The sequence below is a fragment of the Collinsella bouchesdurhonensis genome, assembly GCF_900155365.1.
GTDB lineage: Bacteria > Actinomycetota > Coriobacteriia > Coriobacteriales > Coriobacteriaceae > Collinsella > Collinsella bouchesdurhonensis.
In genome coordinates this window covers 1-19,691 of record NZ_LT699742.1, presented here as the reverse complement: position 1 = coordinate 19,691, position 19,691 = coordinate 1, and the positions used below count along the sequence as shown (strand labels likewise).

At 58.3% G+C, this 19,691-nt stretch carries 20 protein-coding genes; 19 read left to right on the top strand and 1 reads right to left on the bottom strand.

The features are described from left to right. Positions 1-107 precede the first annotated feature (107 nt). From BQ9843_RS05055 to BQ9843_RS04980, 16 genes are all read left to right on the top strand, one after another. Entirely contained in the window at positions 108-1,298 is a 1,191-nt protein-coding gene (locus BQ9843_RS05055) for a N5-glutamine methyltransferase family protein (protein ID WP_075844161.1), read from the top strand. Positions 1,299-1,496: 198 nt separating this feature from the next. Next, a complete protein-coding gene (locus tag BQ9843_RS05050) occupies positions 1,497-2,195 on the top strand; it encodes an L-threonylcarbamoyladenylate synthase (RefSeq protein WP_075844160.1) in 699 nt (232 codons plus the stop codon). A gap of 2 nt (positions 2,196-2,197) precedes the next feature. Then, positions 2,198-3,739 carry a glycerol kinase GlpK gene (gene glpK / locus BQ9843_RS05045; protein ID WP_083647935.1) on the top strand — a complete coding sequence of 514 codons (1,542 nt, stop codon included), beginning with the start codon at positions 2,198-2,200 and terminating at the stop codon, positions 3,737-3,739. A 129-nt stretch (positions 3,740-3,868) separates the two neighbouring features. Then, a complete protein-coding gene (gene rpiB, locus BQ9843_RS05040) occupies positions 3,869-4,312 on the top strand; it encodes a ribose 5-phosphate isomerase B (RefSeq protein WP_022386344.1) in 444 nt (147 codons plus the stop codon). Positions 4,313-4,397: 85 nt separating this feature from the next. Beyond that, entirely contained in the window at positions 4,398-5,045 is a 648-nt protein-coding gene (upp, locus tag BQ9843_RS05035; protein ID WP_075844159.1) for a uracil phosphoribosyltransferase, read from the top strand. Between the two features lie 456 nt (positions 5,046-5,501). Next, positions 5,502-5,798, top strand: coding sequence for a hypothetical protein (locus BQ9843_RS05030; protein WP_022386342.1), 297 nt, complete (start codon positions 5,502-5,504; stop codon positions 5,796-5,798). A 45-nt stretch (positions 5,799-5,843) separates the two neighbouring features. Then, positions 5,844-6,641 (top strand): F0F1 ATP synthase subunit A, encoded by a 798-nt coding sequence (gene atpB, locus BQ9843_RS05025; RefSeq protein ID WP_040219470.1) that lies wholly within the window; start codon positions 5,844-5,846, stop codon positions 6,639-6,641. A gap of 99 nt (positions 6,642-6,740) precedes the next feature. Beyond that, positions 6,741-6,932, top strand: a complete 192-nt coding sequence (locus tag BQ9843_RS05020; protein WP_019127352.1) for an ATP synthase F0 subunit C — start codon at positions 6,741-6,743, stop codon at positions 6,930-6,932. 35 nt (positions 6,933-6,967) lie between these two features. Then, entirely contained in the window at positions 6,968-7,564 is a 597-nt protein-coding gene (atpF, locus tag BQ9843_RS05015) for a F0F1 ATP synthase subunit B (RefSeq protein ID WP_075844158.1), read from the top strand. A 7-nt stretch (positions 7,565-7,571) separates the two neighbouring features. Then, positions 7,572-8,033, top strand: a complete 462-nt coding sequence (locus BQ9843_RS05010) for a F0F1 ATP synthase subunit delta (protein WP_230205604.1) — start codon at positions 7,572-7,574, stop codon at positions 8,031-8,033. A gap of 2 nt (positions 8,034-8,035) precedes the next feature. Next, positions 8,036-9,640 (top strand): F0F1 ATP synthase subunit alpha, encoded by a 1,605-nt coding sequence (gene atpA / locus BQ9843_RS05005; RefSeq protein ID WP_075844156.1) that lies wholly within the window; start codon positions 8,036-8,038, stop codon positions 9,638-9,640. Positions 9,641-9,645: 5 nt separating this feature from the next. Further along, positions 9,646-10,554 carry an ATP synthase F1 subunit gamma gene (gene atpG / locus BQ9843_RS05000; RefSeq protein ID WP_040219464.1) on the top strand — a complete coding sequence of 303 codons (909 nt, stop codon included), beginning with the start codon at positions 9,646-9,648 and terminating at the stop codon, positions 10,552-10,554. Then, on the top strand, positions 10,554-12,008 hold the full coding sequence (gene atpD / locus BQ9843_RS04995; protein WP_022386336.1) for a F0F1 ATP synthase subunit beta: 1,455 nt from the start codon (positions 10,554-10,556) through the stop codon (positions 12,006-12,008). The genes atpG and atpD overlap by 1 nt, the downstream gene beginning before the upstream one ends. Positions 12,009-12,011: 3 nt before the next feature. Then, positions 12,012-12,404 carry an ATP synthase F1 subunit epsilon gene (gene atpC, locus BQ9843_RS04990; RefSeq protein WP_075844155.1) on the top strand — a complete coding sequence of 131 codons (393 nt, stop codon included), beginning with the start codon at positions 12,012-12,014 and terminating at the stop codon, positions 12,402-12,404. Between the two features lie 89 nt (positions 12,405-12,493). Beyond that, complete coding sequence (murA, locus tag BQ9843_RS04985) at positions 12,494-13,777, top strand: UDP-N-acetylglucosamine 1-carboxyvinyltransferase (protein WP_075844154.1); 1,284 nt, start codon at positions 12,494-12,496, stop codon at positions 13,775-13,777. Positions 13,778-13,790: 13 nt separating this feature from the next. Next, positions 13,791-14,957, top strand: coding sequence for an LCP family protein (locus tag BQ9843_RS04980; RefSeq protein WP_230205602.1), 1,167 nt, complete (start codon positions 13,791-13,793; stop codon positions 14,955-14,957). A 91-nt stretch (positions 14,958-15,048) separates the two neighbouring features. On the opposite strand, the gene pepT is transcribed toward BQ9843_RS04980, so the two are convergent. Next, complete coding sequence (pepT, locus tag BQ9843_RS04975) at positions 15,049-16,296, bottom strand: peptidase T (RefSeq protein WP_075844152.1); 1,248 nt, start codon at positions 16,294-16,296, stop codon at positions 15,049-15,051. Positions 16,297-16,409: 113 nt separating this feature from the next. Here pepT and BQ9843_RS04970 point away from each other — a divergent pair, with 113 nt between their 5' ends. The 3 genes from BQ9843_RS04970 to BQ9843_RS04960 all read left to right on the top strand — a co-directional run bounded on the left by BQ9843_RS04970 (position 16,410) and on the right by BQ9843_RS04960 (position 19,275). Beyond that, positions 16,410-16,835, top strand: a complete 426-nt coding sequence (locus tag BQ9843_RS04970; RefSeq protein ID WP_075844151.1) for a metal-dependent transcriptional regulator — start codon at positions 16,410-16,412, stop codon at positions 16,833-16,835. 23 nt (positions 16,836-16,858) lie between these two features. Continuing rightward, positions 16,859-17,800, top strand: coding sequence for a homocysteine S-methyltransferase family protein (locus tag BQ9843_RS04965; RefSeq protein ID WP_075844150.1), 942 nt, complete (start codon positions 16,859-16,861; stop codon positions 17,798-17,800). Between the two features lie 71 nt (positions 17,801-17,871). Further along, positions 17,872-19,275 (top strand): phosphohexomutase domain-containing protein, encoded by a 1,404-nt coding sequence (locus BQ9843_RS04960; RefSeq protein ID WP_075844149.1) that lies wholly within the window; start codon positions 17,872-17,874, stop codon positions 19,273-19,275. Positions 19,276-19,691: the final 416 nt, after the last annotated feature.

The window sequence follows — 19,691 nt, the reverse complement described above, 5'->3', positions numbered from 1 at the left end:
GGTGATGGCACCTCAAGTTGCCTGCTTTTTCGCATTGTTGAGAGACAGATGCCATCGCTGCTTTAGAATCGCTAGGCGATACCCGGACCCGCTTTATGGAGTGTGCCATGGCAGCTAAGAAAGACTGGACAGTGAAAGAATGCCTTGATTGGACGGCCGATTATCTCGGTTCCCACGGCATCGAGCGTCCTCGTCTCTCGGCCGAATGGTTGCTCTCGGCGGCGACGGGGTTAACGCGCGTCGGGATCTACACCAGCTTCGATACGCCGCTGACGGCAGATGAGCTCTCCTTTATGCATCAGGCCGTGGCGCGTCGTGCGAAGGGCGAGCCGTTGCAGTACATTTCGGGCGAAACTTCCTTCAGGACTATCGATGTTGCCTGTGAACCCGGCGTGCTCATTCCGCGCCCCGAGACGGAAGTGCTGGTCGAGGAGGTGCTTGCCTATCTTGACCAAGAGGTGTTGGGCAACGATGGGCGGGAGCAGAGAGTTCGCGTTGAACTGCCCTGGAACGACGAGGTCGAGGCCGCGCGCCGTGCCGAGGCCGAGGCGGCGGCAAAACAAGCTGCGGATGATGCCGATAATTTGCAGCAAGATGGTCCCGATGAAGGGACGTTTGGTCATATTGAGCCAGACGAGCTCAATGATGAGCCGGAAGAATCCCTCGATCCTGTGTCGGATGGCGTCTTGGACAAAGGTATGGCCGAGTCTCCTGCCGCGGATGACGGTTCGATTCCCGATGCCGAGCCTCGTTGCGCGAGGGTTTTGGAAGTGGGTTGCGGCACGGGCTGCATCTCTCTTTCCATTGCGGCGGAACGCGCTGGACGCGTGGTGTGCATAGCGACCGATATCGAGCCGCGTGCCGTGGCGCTTGCAACCAAGAATCGCGAGAGCCTGGGCATCGCCCCCGAGAGGGTAGACATTCGTCTAGGAAATCTGGTTTCCCCTCTTGATCGCGAGAGCGAATGGGGGACGTTTGATGTATTGGTTTCGAACCCTCCCTACATTCCCACGAAGGTGATGGACGAGCTTCCTCACGAGGTGGCCGATTTTGAGCCGCACCTGGCACTTGACGGCGGATGCGACGGCCTGGATATTTTCCGCCGCCTTCTTAATGCTGCTCCCTATATGCTTCGCGAGGGCGGTCTTTTTATCTGCGAGCTCTTTGAGAAGGCGTGCGATCCGGCGGCTCAGCTGTGTCGCGAGGCGGGATTGGGAGATGTGCGCGTTGTGGAGGACCTGACCGGTCGTCCTCGCATCGTTGCCGCCCGCGTGCTGGAAGCTCGTACGCGCGATTAATGCAGGCATGCGCCCTATAGTGCGATTTTGCATCATATAACCATCACAGATGTGCCCCTTTGCCGAGCGCATGTTTCCGTTTGTCGCGCATATGCTGCCCGCATGGGCACGAATGTGCGCTTCGTGCAACAATGAGCACTTGACCTCTTGCCCTGTGTGGTGGGGAGAAGACGATTTGTGCCGGAAAGGGATGGATGCATGCGGCGTATCTACAACATGAGTACAGGCGTATGCGGCGATTTTGCCGTGAGGGACGCTGCCTCTTGTTTGGCTGCGGGCGCATTGGCCCTACTTCCTACCGAGACTGTCTATGGCGTGGGTGTTGCCGTTGCTGCCTACGGGCAGTGCGCAGAGCTTCCCGTCGAGGGGAGTGGGTATCGACGCATTTTCTCGCTCAAGCGACGAGAGCTCACCCAGACCGTTCCATGGCTCGTGGCAGATGAATCCGCTCTCGATCGCTACGGCGTGGATGTGCCTTGCGCTGCCCATGTTCTTGCTCATGCGTTTTGGCCGGGTGCCCTCACTATCGTGGTGAAGGCTTCCGATGAGGTTCCCCTCTATATGCAGGCGGCGGACGGCACCGTTGCGTTGCGCGCGAGCGCATGCGGGTGCGTTCAGCGTCTCGTTCGCGCATGCGATTCTCCATTGGCGGTGACGAGTGCTAATACGCACGGCATGCCGGCCCCTGCCTCGTTTGAGCAGGTTGAGCAACGTATCCTTGCGGGCGTGGACCTTGCGATAGATGGTGGCAAAACGGTTTGCCAAGAAGCCTCGACTATCGTTTCTTGCGAAGGGGGTCAAATTACCCTTCTTCGCGTGGGCGCTCTTGCCCAATCCGATCTTGAGGCCGCCCTGCGCGCCGCAGATATCAACACTCCAATTCGGAGGGGATGCTAACCATGCCGTTTTCGCTGAAAGACTTGGGCTTGGTCGACACGATTTCCGTATCAACCGGCAACAACTACATCATGGCCCTAGACTCAGGTACTACTTCGGTGCGCGCCGTGATTGTGGACGAGTACGGTTGCATCGTTGCCCAAGCGTCCAAACCGCTCAAGACCATCTGTCCTCATCCGGGCTGGGTGGAGCAAGACCCTATGGAGATTCTTGCCTCGCAGATTGCCGTGATGATGGAAGTCCAGTTCAAAAGCGGCATCCATTCCGATAGCATCGCCGCCATCGGCATCAGCAACCAGCGTGAAACCACCGTGGTGTGGGACCGTGACAGCGGCCAACCCATATACAACGCCATCGTGTGGCAGTGCCGCCGTACGGCGCCTCTCGCCGAGCAGCTTATCGTCGACGGCTACGAGGAGGAAATTCGCGCTAAGACCGGTCTCACCCCTGATCCGTATTTTTCGGGCACCAAGATCCGATGGATTCTCGACAATGTGAGCGGCGCGCACGAGGCTGCCGAGGCCGGCGAGTTGATGTTCGGAACCATCGACACCTGGCTTATCTACAACCTCACCGGCGGGGTTACTTATGCAACCGACTACACCAACGCGAGCCGTACGATGCTCTTCAACATCAATACGCTCGAGTGGGACGAAGATTTGCTGGGGTACCTCGATATTCCTCGCTCCATGATGCCCGAGGTTCGCTGGAGTTCGGGTGATTTTGGCCGCGTATCGAGCGAGATCATGACGCACATGCCCTCCATCATGGGCGTTGCCGGCGATCAGCAGGCATCGCTGTTTGGCCACGGGTGCTTTGAGCCGGGCGCTGCTAAGAATACGTACGGTACCGGTTGCTTCATGCTCATGAATACGGGCGAGACGATCGTGGAGTCTGCGCATGGTCTGGTTTCTACTATCGGCATCGCCGAGGGCGGAAAGATCAGCTATGCCCTCGAGGGATCCATCTTCCATGCGGGATCGACCATCCAGTGGCTGCGCGACAAGATGGGCATCATTGCGAGCGCAGGGGAAACTGCTGCAATCTGTCGCTCGGTGGAGGGTAATTCGGGATGCTATTTCGTCCCTGCATTTAGCGGCTTGGGCGCCCCTTGGTGGGATCCGAACGCTCGCGCGATGATCTGCGGGCTCACTACCGCATCCGACCGAGCGACCATCGTGCGCGCGGCGTGCGAATCCATGGCGTATCAAAGCTACGATGTCTTGCGCTCTATGGAGGCGGATTCGGGTATCAAGCTGCCAAGTCTTTGCGTCGACGGCGGAGCCTCTCGCAACGAGTTCATCATGCAGTTCCAGGCAGACCTTCTGGGCATTCCCATTGTGCAGGCCGAATCTCTCGAGACCACTGCCCTGGGCGCCGCCTATCTTGCGGGTTTGGCTGTTGGCTACTGGGAGGACCACGAGGACTTGCTGCAAAACGTGGGCGATGCCAAGACCTTTGCGCCGGCAGGCGATGCGGCTCAGGTGAAGTTCAACCTTACGGGCTGGCATGATGCCGTGGCGCGTGCGAGGACCTCTCAATAGGGCTATATACGTGGTACAGTGAGCGTGGGGTGGCCGTATCCTCCTGAGGTTCACTTTCGTCGGGTAACTCCGTTGATTGTTCGGCGTGCCCGCCATTATCGAAACGACATGTCGGAAAGGACATCAATCATGCGCGTTGCAATCGCATCAGATCATGCCGGATTCGAGCAAAAGCAGCTTTTGGCTGCCTATCTTGCAGAGGATCTTGCGCAAGACGTTCTCGACCTTGGCCCCGATTCCGACGACCGTGTCGATTACCCCGACTTTGCCAACAAAGTTGCCCACGCTGTAGCCAACGGAGACGCTGAGTACGGTGTGCTTGTATGCGGTACGGGTATCGGTATGGCTCTCACGGCGGATAAGGTTGCAGGCATCCGCGCCTCTTCTATTACCACGCCCGAGTTTGCGGCGCTCTTCCGCGAGCACAACGACGGTAACGTGGTCTGCCTTTCCGGTCGCTTTGTTGATCTTGACGTGAACAAGCAGATCATCAAGACGTTCCTTGCCACCGAGTTCGGTGGCGGTAGGCACCAGCAGCGTGTCGACAAGATCATGGCAAACGACAACAGGTAATCGCGGCCCATAAACCTTAGTAGTATATATAGTGCATGGTTCTATATATTAGTGCGCGATGTTTACGGGGGAGAGAAGAGGGGATATGGCAGAAGAGTTCGATATAGCGCGTGTGACCGTTGTCGACCATCCGATGGTGCAACATAAACTGTCGATTCTGCGCGATGCGAATACCGGCTCAAAGCAGTTCCGCGAAATCGTGAAGGAGCTCGGCCTGTTTGAGGGATACGAGGCAACGCGCGATTTCCCTCTTGAAGATGTGCACGTAACTACGCCTGTTTGCGAGACTGTGTGCAAGAAGATCTCTGGCCGTAAGGTCGCTGTCGTTCCCATCCTTCGTGCGGGCTTGGGTATGGTCGACGGCTTGCTCGAACTTGTTCCCGCGGCACGCGTGGGTCATATCGGTATGTATCGCGATGAGGGGACCCATGAGCCTCACGAGTACTACTGCAAGATGCCGGCCGATATAGACAAACGTATATGTTTGGTCGTCGACCCTATGCTGGCCACCGGCGGCTCTGCCATCGCAGCGATTCAATACCTGCGCGGGCAGGGTGTGAAAGATATCCGTCTGCTTGTGATCATCGCGGCCCCCGAGGGAATCAAGGCTGTCCTTGACGCCGACGAGAATGTTCGTTTGTTTACGTGTTCTATCGACGAGCGCCTGAACGAGAGGGCCTATATCGTGCCCGGACTTGGTGATGCCGGCGATCGTATCTTTGGAACGAAGTAAAACGAAAAAACGCAAACGGTTTTGAGCAAACCCTCCTATCGATTTTCGGTGGGAGGGTTTGTTTTGATGTCAAAAAACGCCGTTTGCGACTGAATACGGAACGCTCACGGTTGGATTGCGCATTGTGCTTGCTGTATCGCGACAACTAGGCTGCAAAATAGGACCCACGTGCATTGGGGACGATATGGTTTGGAGCGTTCGGGTGACAACGCGACGGTGAAAAACGATCATCAAAAATGTCAAACATGTGATGATTAATTATCAGTTGTCGTTTTTCTTCCGAAAGCTTGCCGGGGCATTATTCGCTACCAGCGCGTATTCGGCCGTATCCTTTTTTGGCATGATTTCATGACAAAAAGAAGCGGTTGATTTTTGGATTTGGGTGCCTAGAATAGTTGCAGCGTCTGTGGGCCCTGGTGATGCGTCTGTCACGAGGCCACGCGAAAGGGGGAGGGCATGCTTGCCTTTGAGCTCTCAGCTCACGGTCCTTTCGTACTGGCCGGCGTGGTGGTGGGCGTCTTCGCGTTTTTGCCGATGTGGCTGGCATTGGAGCCGGTGCTTCGGCGTGGACGCGAGGCCAATATGACCAAGGGGATGTTGAGCGTCGGTGCGTCGTTTGTGGCTCTGCTGCTTGGCATCGTAGTTGTTCACTTGCTGTTTCACGGCGTCCTTGTCGCGTTTGTGGCAGGAGAGATCGGCGGTTTCCTCGCCGGCTCTGTTGTGGTCGCGTGCCTCGTCATCGCGGCCGAGTAGGAAAGAGTCTCCGGGTGTACCCGGCGGCATGAGAAAGGTGGAATCTTGGACGCGTTCGCCAAGCTCCCAGATGCAATTGCAGAGCTCGTTGCCGAGTTCTCATCGACGCCTGTTGTCGGCAATTTGAATGTTGGTCTCACCCAATATTCGCTTTGGCTGCTCATTGCGGGTGTTGTGCTTCTGGCTGTTATTTTCGCATTTGTGAAAAAGCAGTCTTTGGCTCCCAAAGGCTTTTTCGTAAATGGCGTCGAGTGGGTCATCGAGTATGTTGAGGATGATATCGCCAAGGGCGTTGTCGGCTCCAATTGGCGCCAGCACTTCCCGTTTTTGGCGACGTTGTTCTTCTTCATCTTGATCAACAACTTCATCGGCCTGGTGCCCGGCATGAAGCCCGGCACGGGCGCAATAGGCTGTACTGCCGCCGTCGCCCTGGTCTCCTTCATCTACTTCCTGTATTTCGGTGTGAAAAAGCACGGTCTTTTCGGCTACCTCAAGAGCCTTGCTCCTGCAGGCGTTTCGTTCCCCATGAACATCTTCGTGTGGGTTATCGAGGTCTTTTCGCTCCTGCTCCGTTTGGTGACGCTTGCCGTTCGTCTGTTCTGCAACATGTTCGCCGGACACATCGTTATGGGTTCGTTCGCCATCATGGCGAGCATCTTCGCCCAGCCCCTGCTCGCGCATTTCTCCGCCATGAACGCGGTGGGCGCGCTTCCCAGCGTGGCTTGGGTTCTCATTCTGCTCATCATCTACGCGGTCGAGCTTATCGTCGCGTTTGTTCAGGCGTACGTGTTCACGGTTTTGTCTGCCGTGTACATTCAGATCGCCGAGGCGGATGCCCACTAGGGCGCGCCCCATTCATTTCGGTGTCTAAGGGCGCGGCTTCCCGCACGCCCTTAACAGCATAGGTAATCATGCACACAGGTGCACGACAAAGGAGGAATCGTGGGAGTTATCGGATATGGTCTTGGCGTAATCGGTGCCGGCCTTGCAATTGGTCTCGCGGCGTTCGGCGCAACGAGCGCAATGGCCCGCCAGCCTGAGGTCCAGGGTCGTGCCTTCACCGTCTTCATTCTGGCATCTGCCTTTACCGAGGCTCTGGGCCTCATCGGCTTCGTCGTTACGCTGATCTCCTAGGGAAGTCGCATATCGTGTCCCAGAAGGAGAACAACATGAAGCAGATCAACCGCGCAACCGTCGCGGCTGCCATCTCGAGTTTCGTGCTCGCGGTGCCTGCCCAGGCGTTTGCTGAGGAGTCTTCCAATAAAGCGGAGATCCTCATCCCCAAGATGGCCGAGTTCATCCCTGCGCTGATCGCTTTCCTTATCATCTGGGTGGTGCTCGCCAAGTTCGCTTGGCCGCAGATCCTCTCGATGATGGATGAGCGCGGTAAGCGTATCCAGGAGAGTCTGGACGAAGCCGAGACCACCAAGAAGAAGGCTATCGCCTCTCGCAAGGAGTACGACGAGCTCGTCACCGACGCCCGCCGTAAGTCTGCAGACATCGTTCTTGAGGCCCGCAAGGATGCCGAGGCCGAGCGCGCTCGCATCATCGAGGCAGCGCACAAGGAGGCCGAGGACATCATCGCCAAGGCCCATGCCAATGCCGAGGACGAGCGTAACGCCATCTACGCAGCTGCTGCCGCCTCTATTGCAGACCTTTCCGTTTCCGTCGCCTCCAAGATCGTGGGCGAGACGCTCGACCAGGACGGCGAGCAGCGTCGCCTCATCGAGCGCTATGTCAAGGAAGCGGGTAGCCTGAATGCCTAATAGCCGCATGCAGGACAGGGTGCTGGAGACGTACGCACGCTCCCTCATGGAGGCTGCGAAGGCCGAGGACCGTGTGTTCCGCGATCTCAACGAGCTTGAGACTATCTCGAACGCGGCCCCCGAGGTTTTCGCCGTGCTCATGTCCCTGTTCGAGCGCGGTCAGCTCGATCTTCTTCCTCAGATCGTCGCCACCTTCAAGGAGATGACCGAAGAGGATGAGGACGTGGTGGGCGTTACCGTGACGACGGCCGTTCCGCTCGACGACGAGCTGCGCCGCACTATCACAGAGAAGTGCGAGGGCGACCTTGGCCGCAAGGTCTTCCTCATCGAGAAGGTCGACCCTTCTATCATCGGAGGCCTTGTACTCGAGGCGCGCGGTCAGCGCCGCGACATCTCGGTCAAGACGCAGCTGCGTGCTGCGCGCGAGGCCCTCGTTTCTACGAGTATTACAAACGGAGGTGAAGCCTAATCATGTCAGAGATCAATGCTCAAAGCATTGCCGCCGCACTGGCCGAGAAACTCGACAGCCTGTCTGCGACCGTTGACACGCAGGAGGTTTCCCATGTTGACGAAGTCGGCGACGGTATCGCCCGCGTCTCCGGACTGCGTGGCGCCATGGCCGGCGAGCTGCTCGAGTTCAAGAGCAGCGAAACTGGTGAGACCGTTTACGGTCTGGCCCAGAACCTTGACCGCGACGAGGTCGGTGCCGTGCTTTTTGGCGCGGTCGACATCATCAAGGAAGGCGACGAGTGCCGCACCACCGGCCGCATCATGGACATTCCTGTAAGCCGTGCCATGCTCGGCCGTGTCGTGAATCCGCTGGGTCAGCCTATCGATGGCTTGGGTGAGATTCGCGCCACCCACACGCGCCCCATTGAGTTCAAGGCTCCTGGTGTTATCGAGCGCACTCCGGTGTGCGAGCCGGTTCAGACCGGTCTTCTCGCCATCGACTCGATGATCCCCATTGGCCGTGGCCAGCGTGAGCTTATCATTGGCGACCGTAAGACGGGTAAGACCGCTATCGCCATCGACGCTATCTTGAACCAGCGCGGCAAGGATATGATTTGTATCTACGTCGCCATCGGTCAGAAGGCATCGACGGTTGCAAACATCCGTGAGACCCTCAAGCAGCACGGCGCTCTTGACTACACGGTCATTGTTTCCGCTACCGCTGCAGACTCCGCTCCTATGCAGTACATCGCGCCTATGGCCGGTGCCGCAATCGGCGAGTTCTTCATGTATAACGGCGAGAATGGCGAGCCTGCTTCCGAGGATAACCCCGGCGGTCACGTGCTGGTCATCTATGACGACCTGTCCAAGCAGGCTGTCGCTTACCGCCAGATGTCCTTGACGCTGCATCGTCCGCCCGGACGTGAGGCCTACCCCGGCGACATCTTCTACCTGCACTCCCGCCTGCTGGAGCGTGCCTGCAAGCTCTCCAAGAAGAACGGCTATGGTTCCCTGACGGCTCTGCCGATCATCGAGACCCAGGACGGCGACGTTTCCGCCTACATTCCGACCAACGTTATTTCCATTACCGATGGTCAGATCTACCTGCAGTCCGAGCTCTTCTTCCAGGGTCAGCGCCCCGCAGTCGACGTTGGCATCTCGGTGTCCCGCGTCGGTGGCTCCGCTCAGACCAAGGCAATGAAGCAGGTTTCCGGTTCGCTGCGTCTTGACCTTGCCGCTTACCGCGAGCTCGCCGGCTTTACGCAGTTTGGTTCCGACCTGGACGCTGCCACTCAAAAGCAGCTCACCCACGGTGCCCGCATGACCGAGCTGCTCAAGCAGCCGCGCTTCAAGCCGTTTGATGTTACCGAGCAGATCGTTGCGCTTTTCGCCGGCAATAAGGGCTTTGTGGACGACCTCCCGGTCTCCCAGGTCCTGCCGTTCCGTAACGCGCTTCTCGACTACATGACCAAGACCTATGCGCCGCTTCTCGACAAGCTGCGCTCCGCGAAGATCGACGATGAGCTGGACGACCAGCTCATGCAGGCGATCTCCGATTTCAAGAACGACTACACCGCAAAGCTTGCAGAGACTTCTGCGAGCAATAGCGGTGCCGAGGAGAACTAGGCTCTATGGCTAACCTTCGCGACATCAAGAAGCGAATCTCCTCGGTCACGAGCACCAAGCAGATCACGCGCACGATGGAGATGGTCTCTACGGCCAAGATCCGTCGCGCGCTCGATCGCGCGCATCAGGCTGAGCCCTACAAGACGGCGCTTACCGATGTCATGCTCACGGTGGCAACCGATGCCAGCATCGCGTCTGACAATCCCATGCTCGCCGTGCATGAAGAGCCCAAGCGTGGTCTTGTGATCGCCATCGCGTCCGACCGCGGTCTCGCCGGCGGCTTCAACGTGAACGTTGACCGTGAGTGCGAACGCATTATTCGCGAATGGCGCAATGAAGGCATCGAGGGCCAGATCATCACATGCGGCCGCAAGCCAAGCGAGTATTTCTCCAGCAGGGGAAACGTCGTCATGAAGTTCGAAGGCTTCTCGGCAGACCCTCGTCTGGAAGACGCGCGCATGATTGCCGACTACATCTGCGACAGCTATGTTGCAGGTGAGCTTGATCGCGTCGAGGTTGTGTACCATCACGCTCGCAACCGTGTCGATCAGCAGCTGCGTGTCGAGCATCTGCTTCCGCTCGATCCCGAGATGGTCGCTATGGCTCATGGTCCTCGCAAGAACGAGGATGAGGGCCCCAAGCGCGTTTCGTCGTCGTTCAAGTTTATTCCGAGTGCTCAGCATGTTCTGGGGGAGCTGGTTCCCTCTTACGTTCTGACCATCATTCACCAAGCGCTTATCGATTCGGCAGCCGCCGAGCAGGGCGCAAGGCGCAAGGCGATGCACTCGGCAACGGAGAACGCTACCACGATTATCGCGACTCTCACCCGTACGTATAACCGCGTACGTCAGGCTTCCATTACCACCGAGCTCAATGAGATCGTGGCGGGAGCCGCAGCATTGGAGGAACACTAATGGCAGAAACCACCGTACAAGCGGCGGTCGAGGAGGCCACGAAGCGGGAGACCGCAGGCGAAGGACGCGTCGTTCGCGTTATCGGCCCTGTTGTCGACGTTAAGTTCGACGGCCAGGTCCCCTCGATCTACAACGCACTGACGGTCGAGGCCGATACCCCTATGGGGCATCTGAGCACGGTTCTCGAGGTTGAGTCCCAGCTGCCCGGCGGCGTGGTCCGCACGGTCGCTATGACTTCTACCGACGGCCTGCAGCGCGGCCTCACCGCAACCGATACCGGTGAGCCCATGAAGATGCCCGTCGGTCCCGAGACCCTCGGCCGCATCTGGAACGTCATCGGCCAGCCCGTTGACGGCAAGCCCATGCCCCAGATTGATGAGTACTACCCCATCCATCATCCGGCACCGGCGTTTGACGAGCTCACCACCAAGACCGAGATCTTCGAGACCGGCATCAAGGCAGTCGACCTGCTCGAGCCCTACATCCGTGGCGGCAAGACGGGTCTGTTTGGCGGCGCCGGCGTTGGCAAGACCGTTCTGATTCAGGAACTCATCAACAACCTTGCACAGGAGCACGGCGGCACGTCCGTATTCACGGGCGTCGGCGAGCGCACCCGTGAGGGCACCGACCTGTTCCTCGAGATGAGCGAGTCTGGCGTTATCGATAAGACCTGCTTGGTCTACGGTCAGATGAACGAGCCGCCCGGAGCGCGTCTGCGCATCGGTTTGGCGGGCCTTACCACTGCGGAGTACTTCCGCGACCGTGGCCAGGACGTTCTGCTGTTCATCGATAACATCTTCCGCTTCTCTCAGGCAGGTTCCGAGGTTTCCGCACTTCTGGGCCGTATGCCGTCCGCTGTTGGTTACCAGCCCACGCTGGCAACCGAGATGGGCGACCTCCAGGAGCGCATTACCTCTACCAAGACCGGTTCCATCACCTCCGTCCAGGCTGTTTACGTCCCCGCAGACGACCTGACCGACCCGGCTCCGGCAACGACGTTCACCCACCTGGATGCAACGACCGTTCTTTCGCGTTCCATCGCTGAGCTCGGCCTGTATCCGGCTATCGACCCGCTGGCGTCCTCTTCCGACGCTCTCGACCCTGCGGTCGTAGGCGAGGAGCACTACCGCGTGGCCGTCAAGGTTCAGGAGCTCCTGCAGGAGTACTCCGACCTTCAGGACATCATCGCTATCTTGGGTATGGACGAGCTTTCCGAGGAGCAGCGCCTTACGGTTAACCGCGCTCGTAAGCTTCAGCAGTTCCTGTCCCAGTCGTTCCACGTGGCAGAGCAGTTCACCGGTAACCCCGGCGTGTACATTCGCGTCGAGGACACCGTTCGCTCCTTTGCCGCAATCGTCGACGGCGAGTGCGACGACCTGCCCGAGCAGGCTTTCCGCTATGCGTCCACGATTGACGACGTGCGTGAGCGCGCCGCCAAGATGGGGGAGAAGTAAGCCATGCTCATCCGTATCGTATGTCCGGAACATTGTGCCTATGAGGGCGAGGCTGCCTTTGCGGTCGTGCCCTCTACGGACGGCGAGTGCGGCATCCTTCCCAAGCACGCGAACGAGATCTGTACCATCACGGACGGTTACGTGCGCGTGTGTGACAAGGAGATGGGCACGGTCGACCACACGTTTGCGGTGGGCGGCGGCTATGCTCAAATTGCCGACGACACCGTTATCGTGCTGGCCGAGCGGGCCTGCGATCTGGCGGATGTCGATGCCGAGAAGGTTAAGGTTGAACTTCAAGGTTTTGAAGACAACCTGAGGAATCTGTCGGAAGACGATGCGCGTCGCGCCTACCTATATAATGAAATCGCATGGTGTAAGCTGCTGCTTGCAAAATAGGTACTGAGGATTTATCCTCTGCCAACAATGCGATGGACATCATGCCCGGGAGACTTGTGCTCTCGGGCCTTTTTTTGAAGGGGACAGGTTTGGATATCATCCGCGTTGAAGGTGGTCATCCGATCGAGGGACGCGTGTGCGTTTCGGGCGCTAAGAACTCTGCGCTCAAGCTCATGGCTGCAACCTTGCTTGCTCCGGGCAAAACCACCCTTACCAATGTGCCCAATATTTCCGACGTACACGTGATGGGCAAGGTTCTTAAGGGCATGGGTGCCACGATCGAGGTCGTGGACGAGCATAGTCTGGCTATCGATACTTCTGCTGTCGATCAGTGGGAAGCGCCGTACGAACTCGTTGCCAAAATGCGCGCGTCTACGGCGGTCCTCGGTCCGTTGTTGGGCCGTATGGGCAAGGCGAAAATCGCAATGCCCGGCGGCTGCAACCTGGGTGCTCGCAAGATCGATATGCATATTCTGGGTCTTGAGGCCCTGGGCGTGAAGTTCGATACCGAGCATGGCTATATCTATGCCGACGCCGGCGAGGGAATGCACGGCGAGACCGTTACGCTTGAGTTTGCGAGCGTAGGCGCCACGGAGAATCTCATCATGGCAGCGGTTCGCGCTAAGGGCACCACGGTTATCGATAACGCCGCGCGCGAGCCCGAGATCGTTGACCTCGCTAACATGCTCAACGAGATGGGTGCCCAGATCACCGGCGCCGGAACCCCTGTCGTTACGATCGAGGGCGTCTCTGAGTTGCATCCTGTTACGCATCGCGTGATTGGCGATCGCATCGAAGCTGGCACCTTTATCGTTGCGGGCGCTTTGATGGCTGGCGATGCCGGTGTTGAGGTGGTTGGATTCGCTCCGCACCATTTAGGCATGGTTCTTAAAAAGCTCGAGCTCATGGGCATCGATTTTGAGCGCATCGAGGGCGGTGTGCGCGTGTACCGCGTTGATACCATTCGCCCGGTGGACATCCAGACCTTGCCGTTCCCGGGTTTTCCCACCGACATGCAGGCTCAGGTTATGGTTCTTTCCGCTCTGGCAGATGGCAGCTCTGTCATCACCGAGAACATTTTCGAGAATCGCTTCATGTTCGCCTCTGAGCTTGTGCGCATGGGGGCAAATATTCGCATCGAGAGCCACCACGCCATGATTCATGGCGTCAAGGGCTTCTCAGGCGCTCAGGTCACCTCTCCCGATTTGCGCGGCGGCGCTGCGCTTGCCGTCGCTGGCCTTATTGCCGACGGCACGACTGAGGTTTCTGCTATCCATCACATTGACCGTGGATACGAGCACTTCGTAAAAAAACTCGTAGAGCTGGGGGCGCATGTGGAGCGCGTCACCGTCCCCGATCCTATTGACGACTAGACAGGTCCTTCTTATGAGAAAAAAATCCGTACAGCAGATGCGTGCTGCGGCTGACGAATCGAGCAGCCGCGTTTACAGTCGCACAAACGTGGCCCGCTATTCAGAGCGCGCTCGTCAGCGCCAACGCGGAAAGCGCATCCGCCGCACGATTTTGCTTACGCTCATGGGTGTGCTTATCGCAGGCGTTACGGCATGCGGTCTGTGGTTTGGAAAGATTGTTTCCAAGCTCAATAACGGCGAGATCATTACCAGCGGACTGCTTTCGTCTCTTACCGATTCCGATGTCACGCGCGATCCGTTCTACATGCTGCTGCTGGGAACCGATGGCCGTCCGGGAGACACTGCCTATCGTGCCGACTCCATCATCCTTGCGCGTGTTGACCCTAAGGCCAAACAGGTCACGCTCATCTCCATTCCGCGCGATACGAAGGTCGAGTACAAGGGTTCGACCATGAAGATCAATGCAACACACGCCTACGACGGCGCCGAAGGCATGGTCAATGCCGTTAACGAGCTGTGCGATGTCGAAATCGCCCACTATGCCGAGATCAGCTTTGATGGCATGAAGACCCTTGTGGACGCTGTGGGCGGCATCGATATCAACGCTACCGACGGCGTGGATGACCCAGAGGCCGGTCCGGTTACGATTGAGCCGGGGCAGCAGCACATGGATGGCGAGACGGCGCTTACGTACTGCCGCGCGCGTCACCAGTATGCCGATGGCGACTATACGCGTATGCGTCATCAGCGCCAGGTCATCGGTGCCCTTGCGAACGCAGTGCTCAACAACATGGACATCACGCGCCTGCCTGGTGTCATCGAGTCTCTCTCCGACATGGTCGTCACCGATCTGGGCGTGCAGGATATCGTGTCGCTCGCAAACGCGATGCGCGGCATGGATACCGATACTATGTGGTCGGCCAACTTGCCGTCTTGGGCGGGCGAGGATACATACATCGACGGCCAGAGCTACGTCTTTGTCTACGAAGACAAGCTTAAGGAGATGATGGAGCGCGTCGATGCCGGTGAGGATCCACAAGGCCCGCAGTCCATGGGCTCCTCCTCGGGCGAGTCGAGTACGATTGCCGACCTTGCCAACAACGATTCTCGTTCGTTTAGTAACGGAACCGATAAGGGCACATCGTCGTCATCGGAAGAAGAAACAAGCTCCGAAGACTAAAAAAGAAAGCCGCCGGGCACAAGCTCGGCGGCTTTTTTGTGAGCAAGAGACGAGAGGTGCTTGCTTGAGGGGCGCTTGCTTTAAAGCGCCGTTACTCGGCAAAGCGACGTGCAAGCTCCTGCAAAACGTCAACGACGCGCTCCATCTGTGAGACGACAACAAATTCATTCACGCTGTGGCCGCAATAGCCGCCCGTGCCCAGGTTGGGGCAGGGGAGACCGCGGAAAGAGAGCTGCGCGCCATCGGTGCCACCGCGGATGGGCAGGACGAGGGGTTTGATACCCAGGGCCTCGTATGAATCGCAGACGATCTGTACGAGCTGCGGATAGTCTTTTACGATTTCTGCCATGTTGCGATACTGCTGCTTGATTTCGACGGTCACGCGCGGACGGTCAAGCTCATTATTCATAAAATCGGCGGCACGCTGCATGAGGTCGATCTTTTGCTGGAACAGCTCGGCATCGTGATCGCGGATGATATAGCGAGCGGTGGCATGGGTGACGGTTGCCGAGACGCTTTCGCAGTGGATAAAGCCGTCATAGCCATCGGTGTGCTCGGGACGCATATGCGCGGGCAGCAGGCTCTGGAATTGGACGAACAGGTCGTTTGCATTCACCATGCGGTTCTTGGCTGATCCGGGATGGATGGAATAGCCCTCAAAACGAACGGTTGCCTCGGCGGCGTTGAAGCACTCCCACTCAAGCTCGCCCACGGCGCCGCCGTCAACGGTGTAGCCGTAGGTGCATCCAAAGGCGGGGATGTCCAGAAGCGAGGCGCCGTGGCCGATTTCCTCGTCAGGGCAAAAGCAGATGCCCAGGCGCGGATGCTTGATGGAGGGATCCTCGTGAATGCGCGCCACGAGCGCCATGATTTCGGCAACGCCGGCCTTGTCGTCGCCGCCCAGCAGCGTGGAACCATCCGAGCAGATGATGTCTTCGCCCACCAGGCCATCAAGGTCGGAAAGCATGTCGGGGCCGATTGCGACCTCGTTGCCATCGACAACGCCGGCGACCAAGTTTCCGCCCTCGTAGTGCACGATATGGGGCTTTACGCCAAAGCCAGGGGCGGCCTCGGTGGTGTCGATATGGGCGAGAAGGCCAAGTGCGGGCTTATCCTCGGCGCCTTTGCTTGCGGGGACGTGCGCAACAACGTAGCAGCTCTCGGTTACGTAGGCGTCCTCAGCGCCGAGCGCGCGCAGCTCGTCAGCCAAAAGATTGGCAAGATCAAACTGACAGGCGGTCGAGGGAACCTGGTCGCAGTGCTCGTCGGCAGATTGTGTATCAACCTGAACGTAGCGGAAGAAGCGCTGTACGACGTCGCTCATCGGGGTATCAGACATAGTGACTCCTTATGCTCAATGTGCTGACGACTGTTACTCTAGCACGGTCGGGTCGTTGGCTTGTGGCGCCGTTGCGCTACACTAGGTGTACGGTTTAGGAAGGACGCGTGCCCATGGATACCACTGATGCTTCTCGTGAGCTGCATCTCACAGTTGCAAATGAAGATTATCTCGAGTGCATTGTTCGCATCGAGGAAGAGAGCGGCTCTAGCGAAGGCATCCGCTCTGTCGATATCGCCCAGCACCTCGATGTCTCAAAGGCATCGGTTAATAAGGCCATCAGTGCGCTCAAGGAGCGTGGTTTGGTCGAGCAATCTCACTACGGCAAGGTTCTGCTTACCGAGAAAGGCCGTGAGCTGGGGCGAGCGGTGTGGTATCGCCATCGACTTTTGAATGCCTTCCTAACGCAAGAGCTCGGTGTCGATGCCGAGCGCGCTGATGCAGAGGCCTGCATGATGGAGCATGCAGTATCTGAGGATACGATGACACGGTGGCTGCATTATCTCGAGAAGCAGGGTATAAGCATCGGCGAGGAATAATCGGCTCGGCAAGGATTAGACCGATGGATCAAGACCAAAATCAGCTGTATTCAACCGATTCTTATGACCGGGCGGGCGCTGATCGCTTGCTCGGTCTTCTTTCGACGGGCGCCGTGCTCATGCAGGGGCCTGTTGGGACGATGCTCGCATCGGAGCTGGGCGCCCAAGATGTTCCCGCTGCCTATTGGAATGTGGCGGAGCCTCAGGAGGTTACGCGTATTCATCAGCAATATGCCGATGCGGGCGCTCAGATTTTGCTCACGAATACATTCCAGGCAACAGCGCCGGCGCTCAAGCGCGATCATATCGAGTCGAGCGTCAATCTGGTGTGCGCGGAGGCCGTGGCGGCAGCTCATGCGGCGGGTGGCCAAAATCTTGTAGGTTCGATTGGCCCGTGTGGCATCGAGTGGTTTCACAAGGATGAGCCAGAATATCGTCTTGCACGAGACGCCTATCATGAGCAAGCGCACGCCTTGCTCGCCGCGGGTGTTCAGGCATGTATGCTCGAGACCTTTACGTCAATTCGTGACCTCGAGCCTGCTGTCGCTGGTGTTGCAGATGTTGCAGATGGCATGCCTATGTTTATCAGCTTTGCTGTCGATGACGAGGGCAATCTGCTGGGTGATGGTCTGAATGTCGAGGCGGCCTGCATTTGGGCCGAGAAGCACGGTGCTACAGCGGTAGGCGTTAATTGCTGTTCTATCGCTGCGGCGACGTTGTGCGTGCCGCGCATGGCAAGCTCTTCGCGCGGATATATCATGGTGCGTCCCTACGCGAGTCTTCCGGTGCGCGATGATGAGGGCTGCCTCAGGTGGAGCGAAGATGCCGAGGCCCTCGCCACCGCTTCCGTGCGATGGGCGACCGATGGCGCTCGCATCATCGGCACGTGCTGTGGGGCCACGCCTGCATCGACATGTGCTATCGCCGAGGAGCTTGACGCATGTCATCGGCTTGTCGAAGAGTGACTATTCTGGTGACAGAAGCATGTGTGGGGCGCACGGCTTGTGCGGCCCTTATTGAGTAAGAAAGAGTGCAGATGAGCACGATTATTCATTTTGGAACAGGCGGCTGGTACGCACGGCGTGACGGCGACTTTACGGAAGAAAACGTCGTGCGCCTTGCGGATGCGGCGGCGCAGATGTGGTCTCGCACCGATTCGGGTGCCATCGTCTACATAGGATATGACACCCGCGAGGGTGCGGAGCAAGCGGCGCGTCTTGCGGGCATGGTTGTTGCGGGTGCTGGCCTTGTTGCCATGATTTCCGATCGCTACACGCCTACGTCGGCGCTGTCTTGGGCGATTGCAAACGATCCGCGCGCATGCGGCGGCCTGATGATTACGGGTTCCAATCATTCAAGCGATTACCTGGGTATTAAGGTTCGTATGGCCGATGGCGGCACGGGCACCGCCGATGTGATTGACGCGTTGGAGGAGTCCATTCCTCTTGAGGCTACCGAGGCGCGCGGCCCCCTTATCGAGAAGGATATCGTCTCGCCATATCTCGAAAGCCTTTTTTCAAATATCGATACTCAGGCGATTACCGAGGCCGGTTTGCAATTGGTGTATGACCCCATGTATGGCTCGGCTCGAGGGTATCTTCCCGCTGTGCTGGGCCCTCTTGGCGTGCAGACGATTGAGATCCACGGTACGGACGAGCCTGATGCACAGACCTTGCGCCCCGAGCCCATTGAGCCGTGGGTGGACGATTGCGAGCGGATGGTTCTCTCTTCCAAGGCTCATGCCGGCCTTATCTGTGACGGAGACGGCAGCCGTATTTCTGCAGTCGACGAGCGCGGACGCTACATCGACGCCCATCGGGTCTTTACGCTTGTCCTGGGGCATCTGGTTAAGCACCACGGCGCCCATGGGCGTGTTGCCATGGGCCTCACGGGGTCGATTCAGACGCGTCGCATGGCTCGTGAGCTCGGTTTGCCCCTCGCGATAAAGCCCATCGGTTTTAAATACATATATGAGGAGATGGTAAAAGGCGGCGTGATCATCGGTGGCGAGGAAACCGGGGGGATTGGTTTTCCCGAGCGCTTTCCCGGGCGCGATGGTCTGTATGCACATGTTTTGCTGTGCGAGATGATGGCGAAGGAGCATAAAACTCTGGGCCAGCTCATCGACGAGCTTGATGAGCATTATGGCCCCGTTGCCTATGCTCGTCGCGATATCCGCCTGCAAAACGAGGAAGTGGAAATGCTTCGGACGCTTATGCCGGGGCTGAACCCTCAAAACATCGTGGGCAGGGCGCCGGTGCATGTGAGCCATCGCGATGGCCTGCGCATGGAGTTTGATGATGAGTCTTGGTTGCTGCTTCGTCCTAGCGGAACCGAGCCCGTCGTGCGTATATATGCCGAGGCCGGAACGATTGAGCTTCGCGACGAGATGCTCGAGGCCGGCACCGCCATCGTGAAAGGCGAGTACGGCGGCATCTAGCGAAAGCCGGCCATTTGGCACACCGATGTAGGGCCGGTACATATATAGATATAGGAGAGTTCGCGAAAGTCGCGGCGCATGCTCCGATTGGAGGGGGCATGCGCCGCGTTTCGGATACCGGGGCCTTCGTATATGTGAGGACACCGCGCCCGCGGGCCCGGTCCCCTTGCGCCACGGGGCGGGCCCGAAAGCCCCCCAATTGTGTGCGAGATGTGGAGACCGATATTCCCGTCCCCGGAGGGCCTCCCCTCTGGCATTATTAATCCCTGCGCGACGGCAGCCGACAGGCGGGCCGGCGCGGGTACCTTGAGAACCGGATACCGCGGGTGGAGCGATGGCATATCGGCTCCATCCGGGACAGATGCACTAAATCATACCAATTCGAAGTATGAGCGAATGTGTACGGAAGAATAACT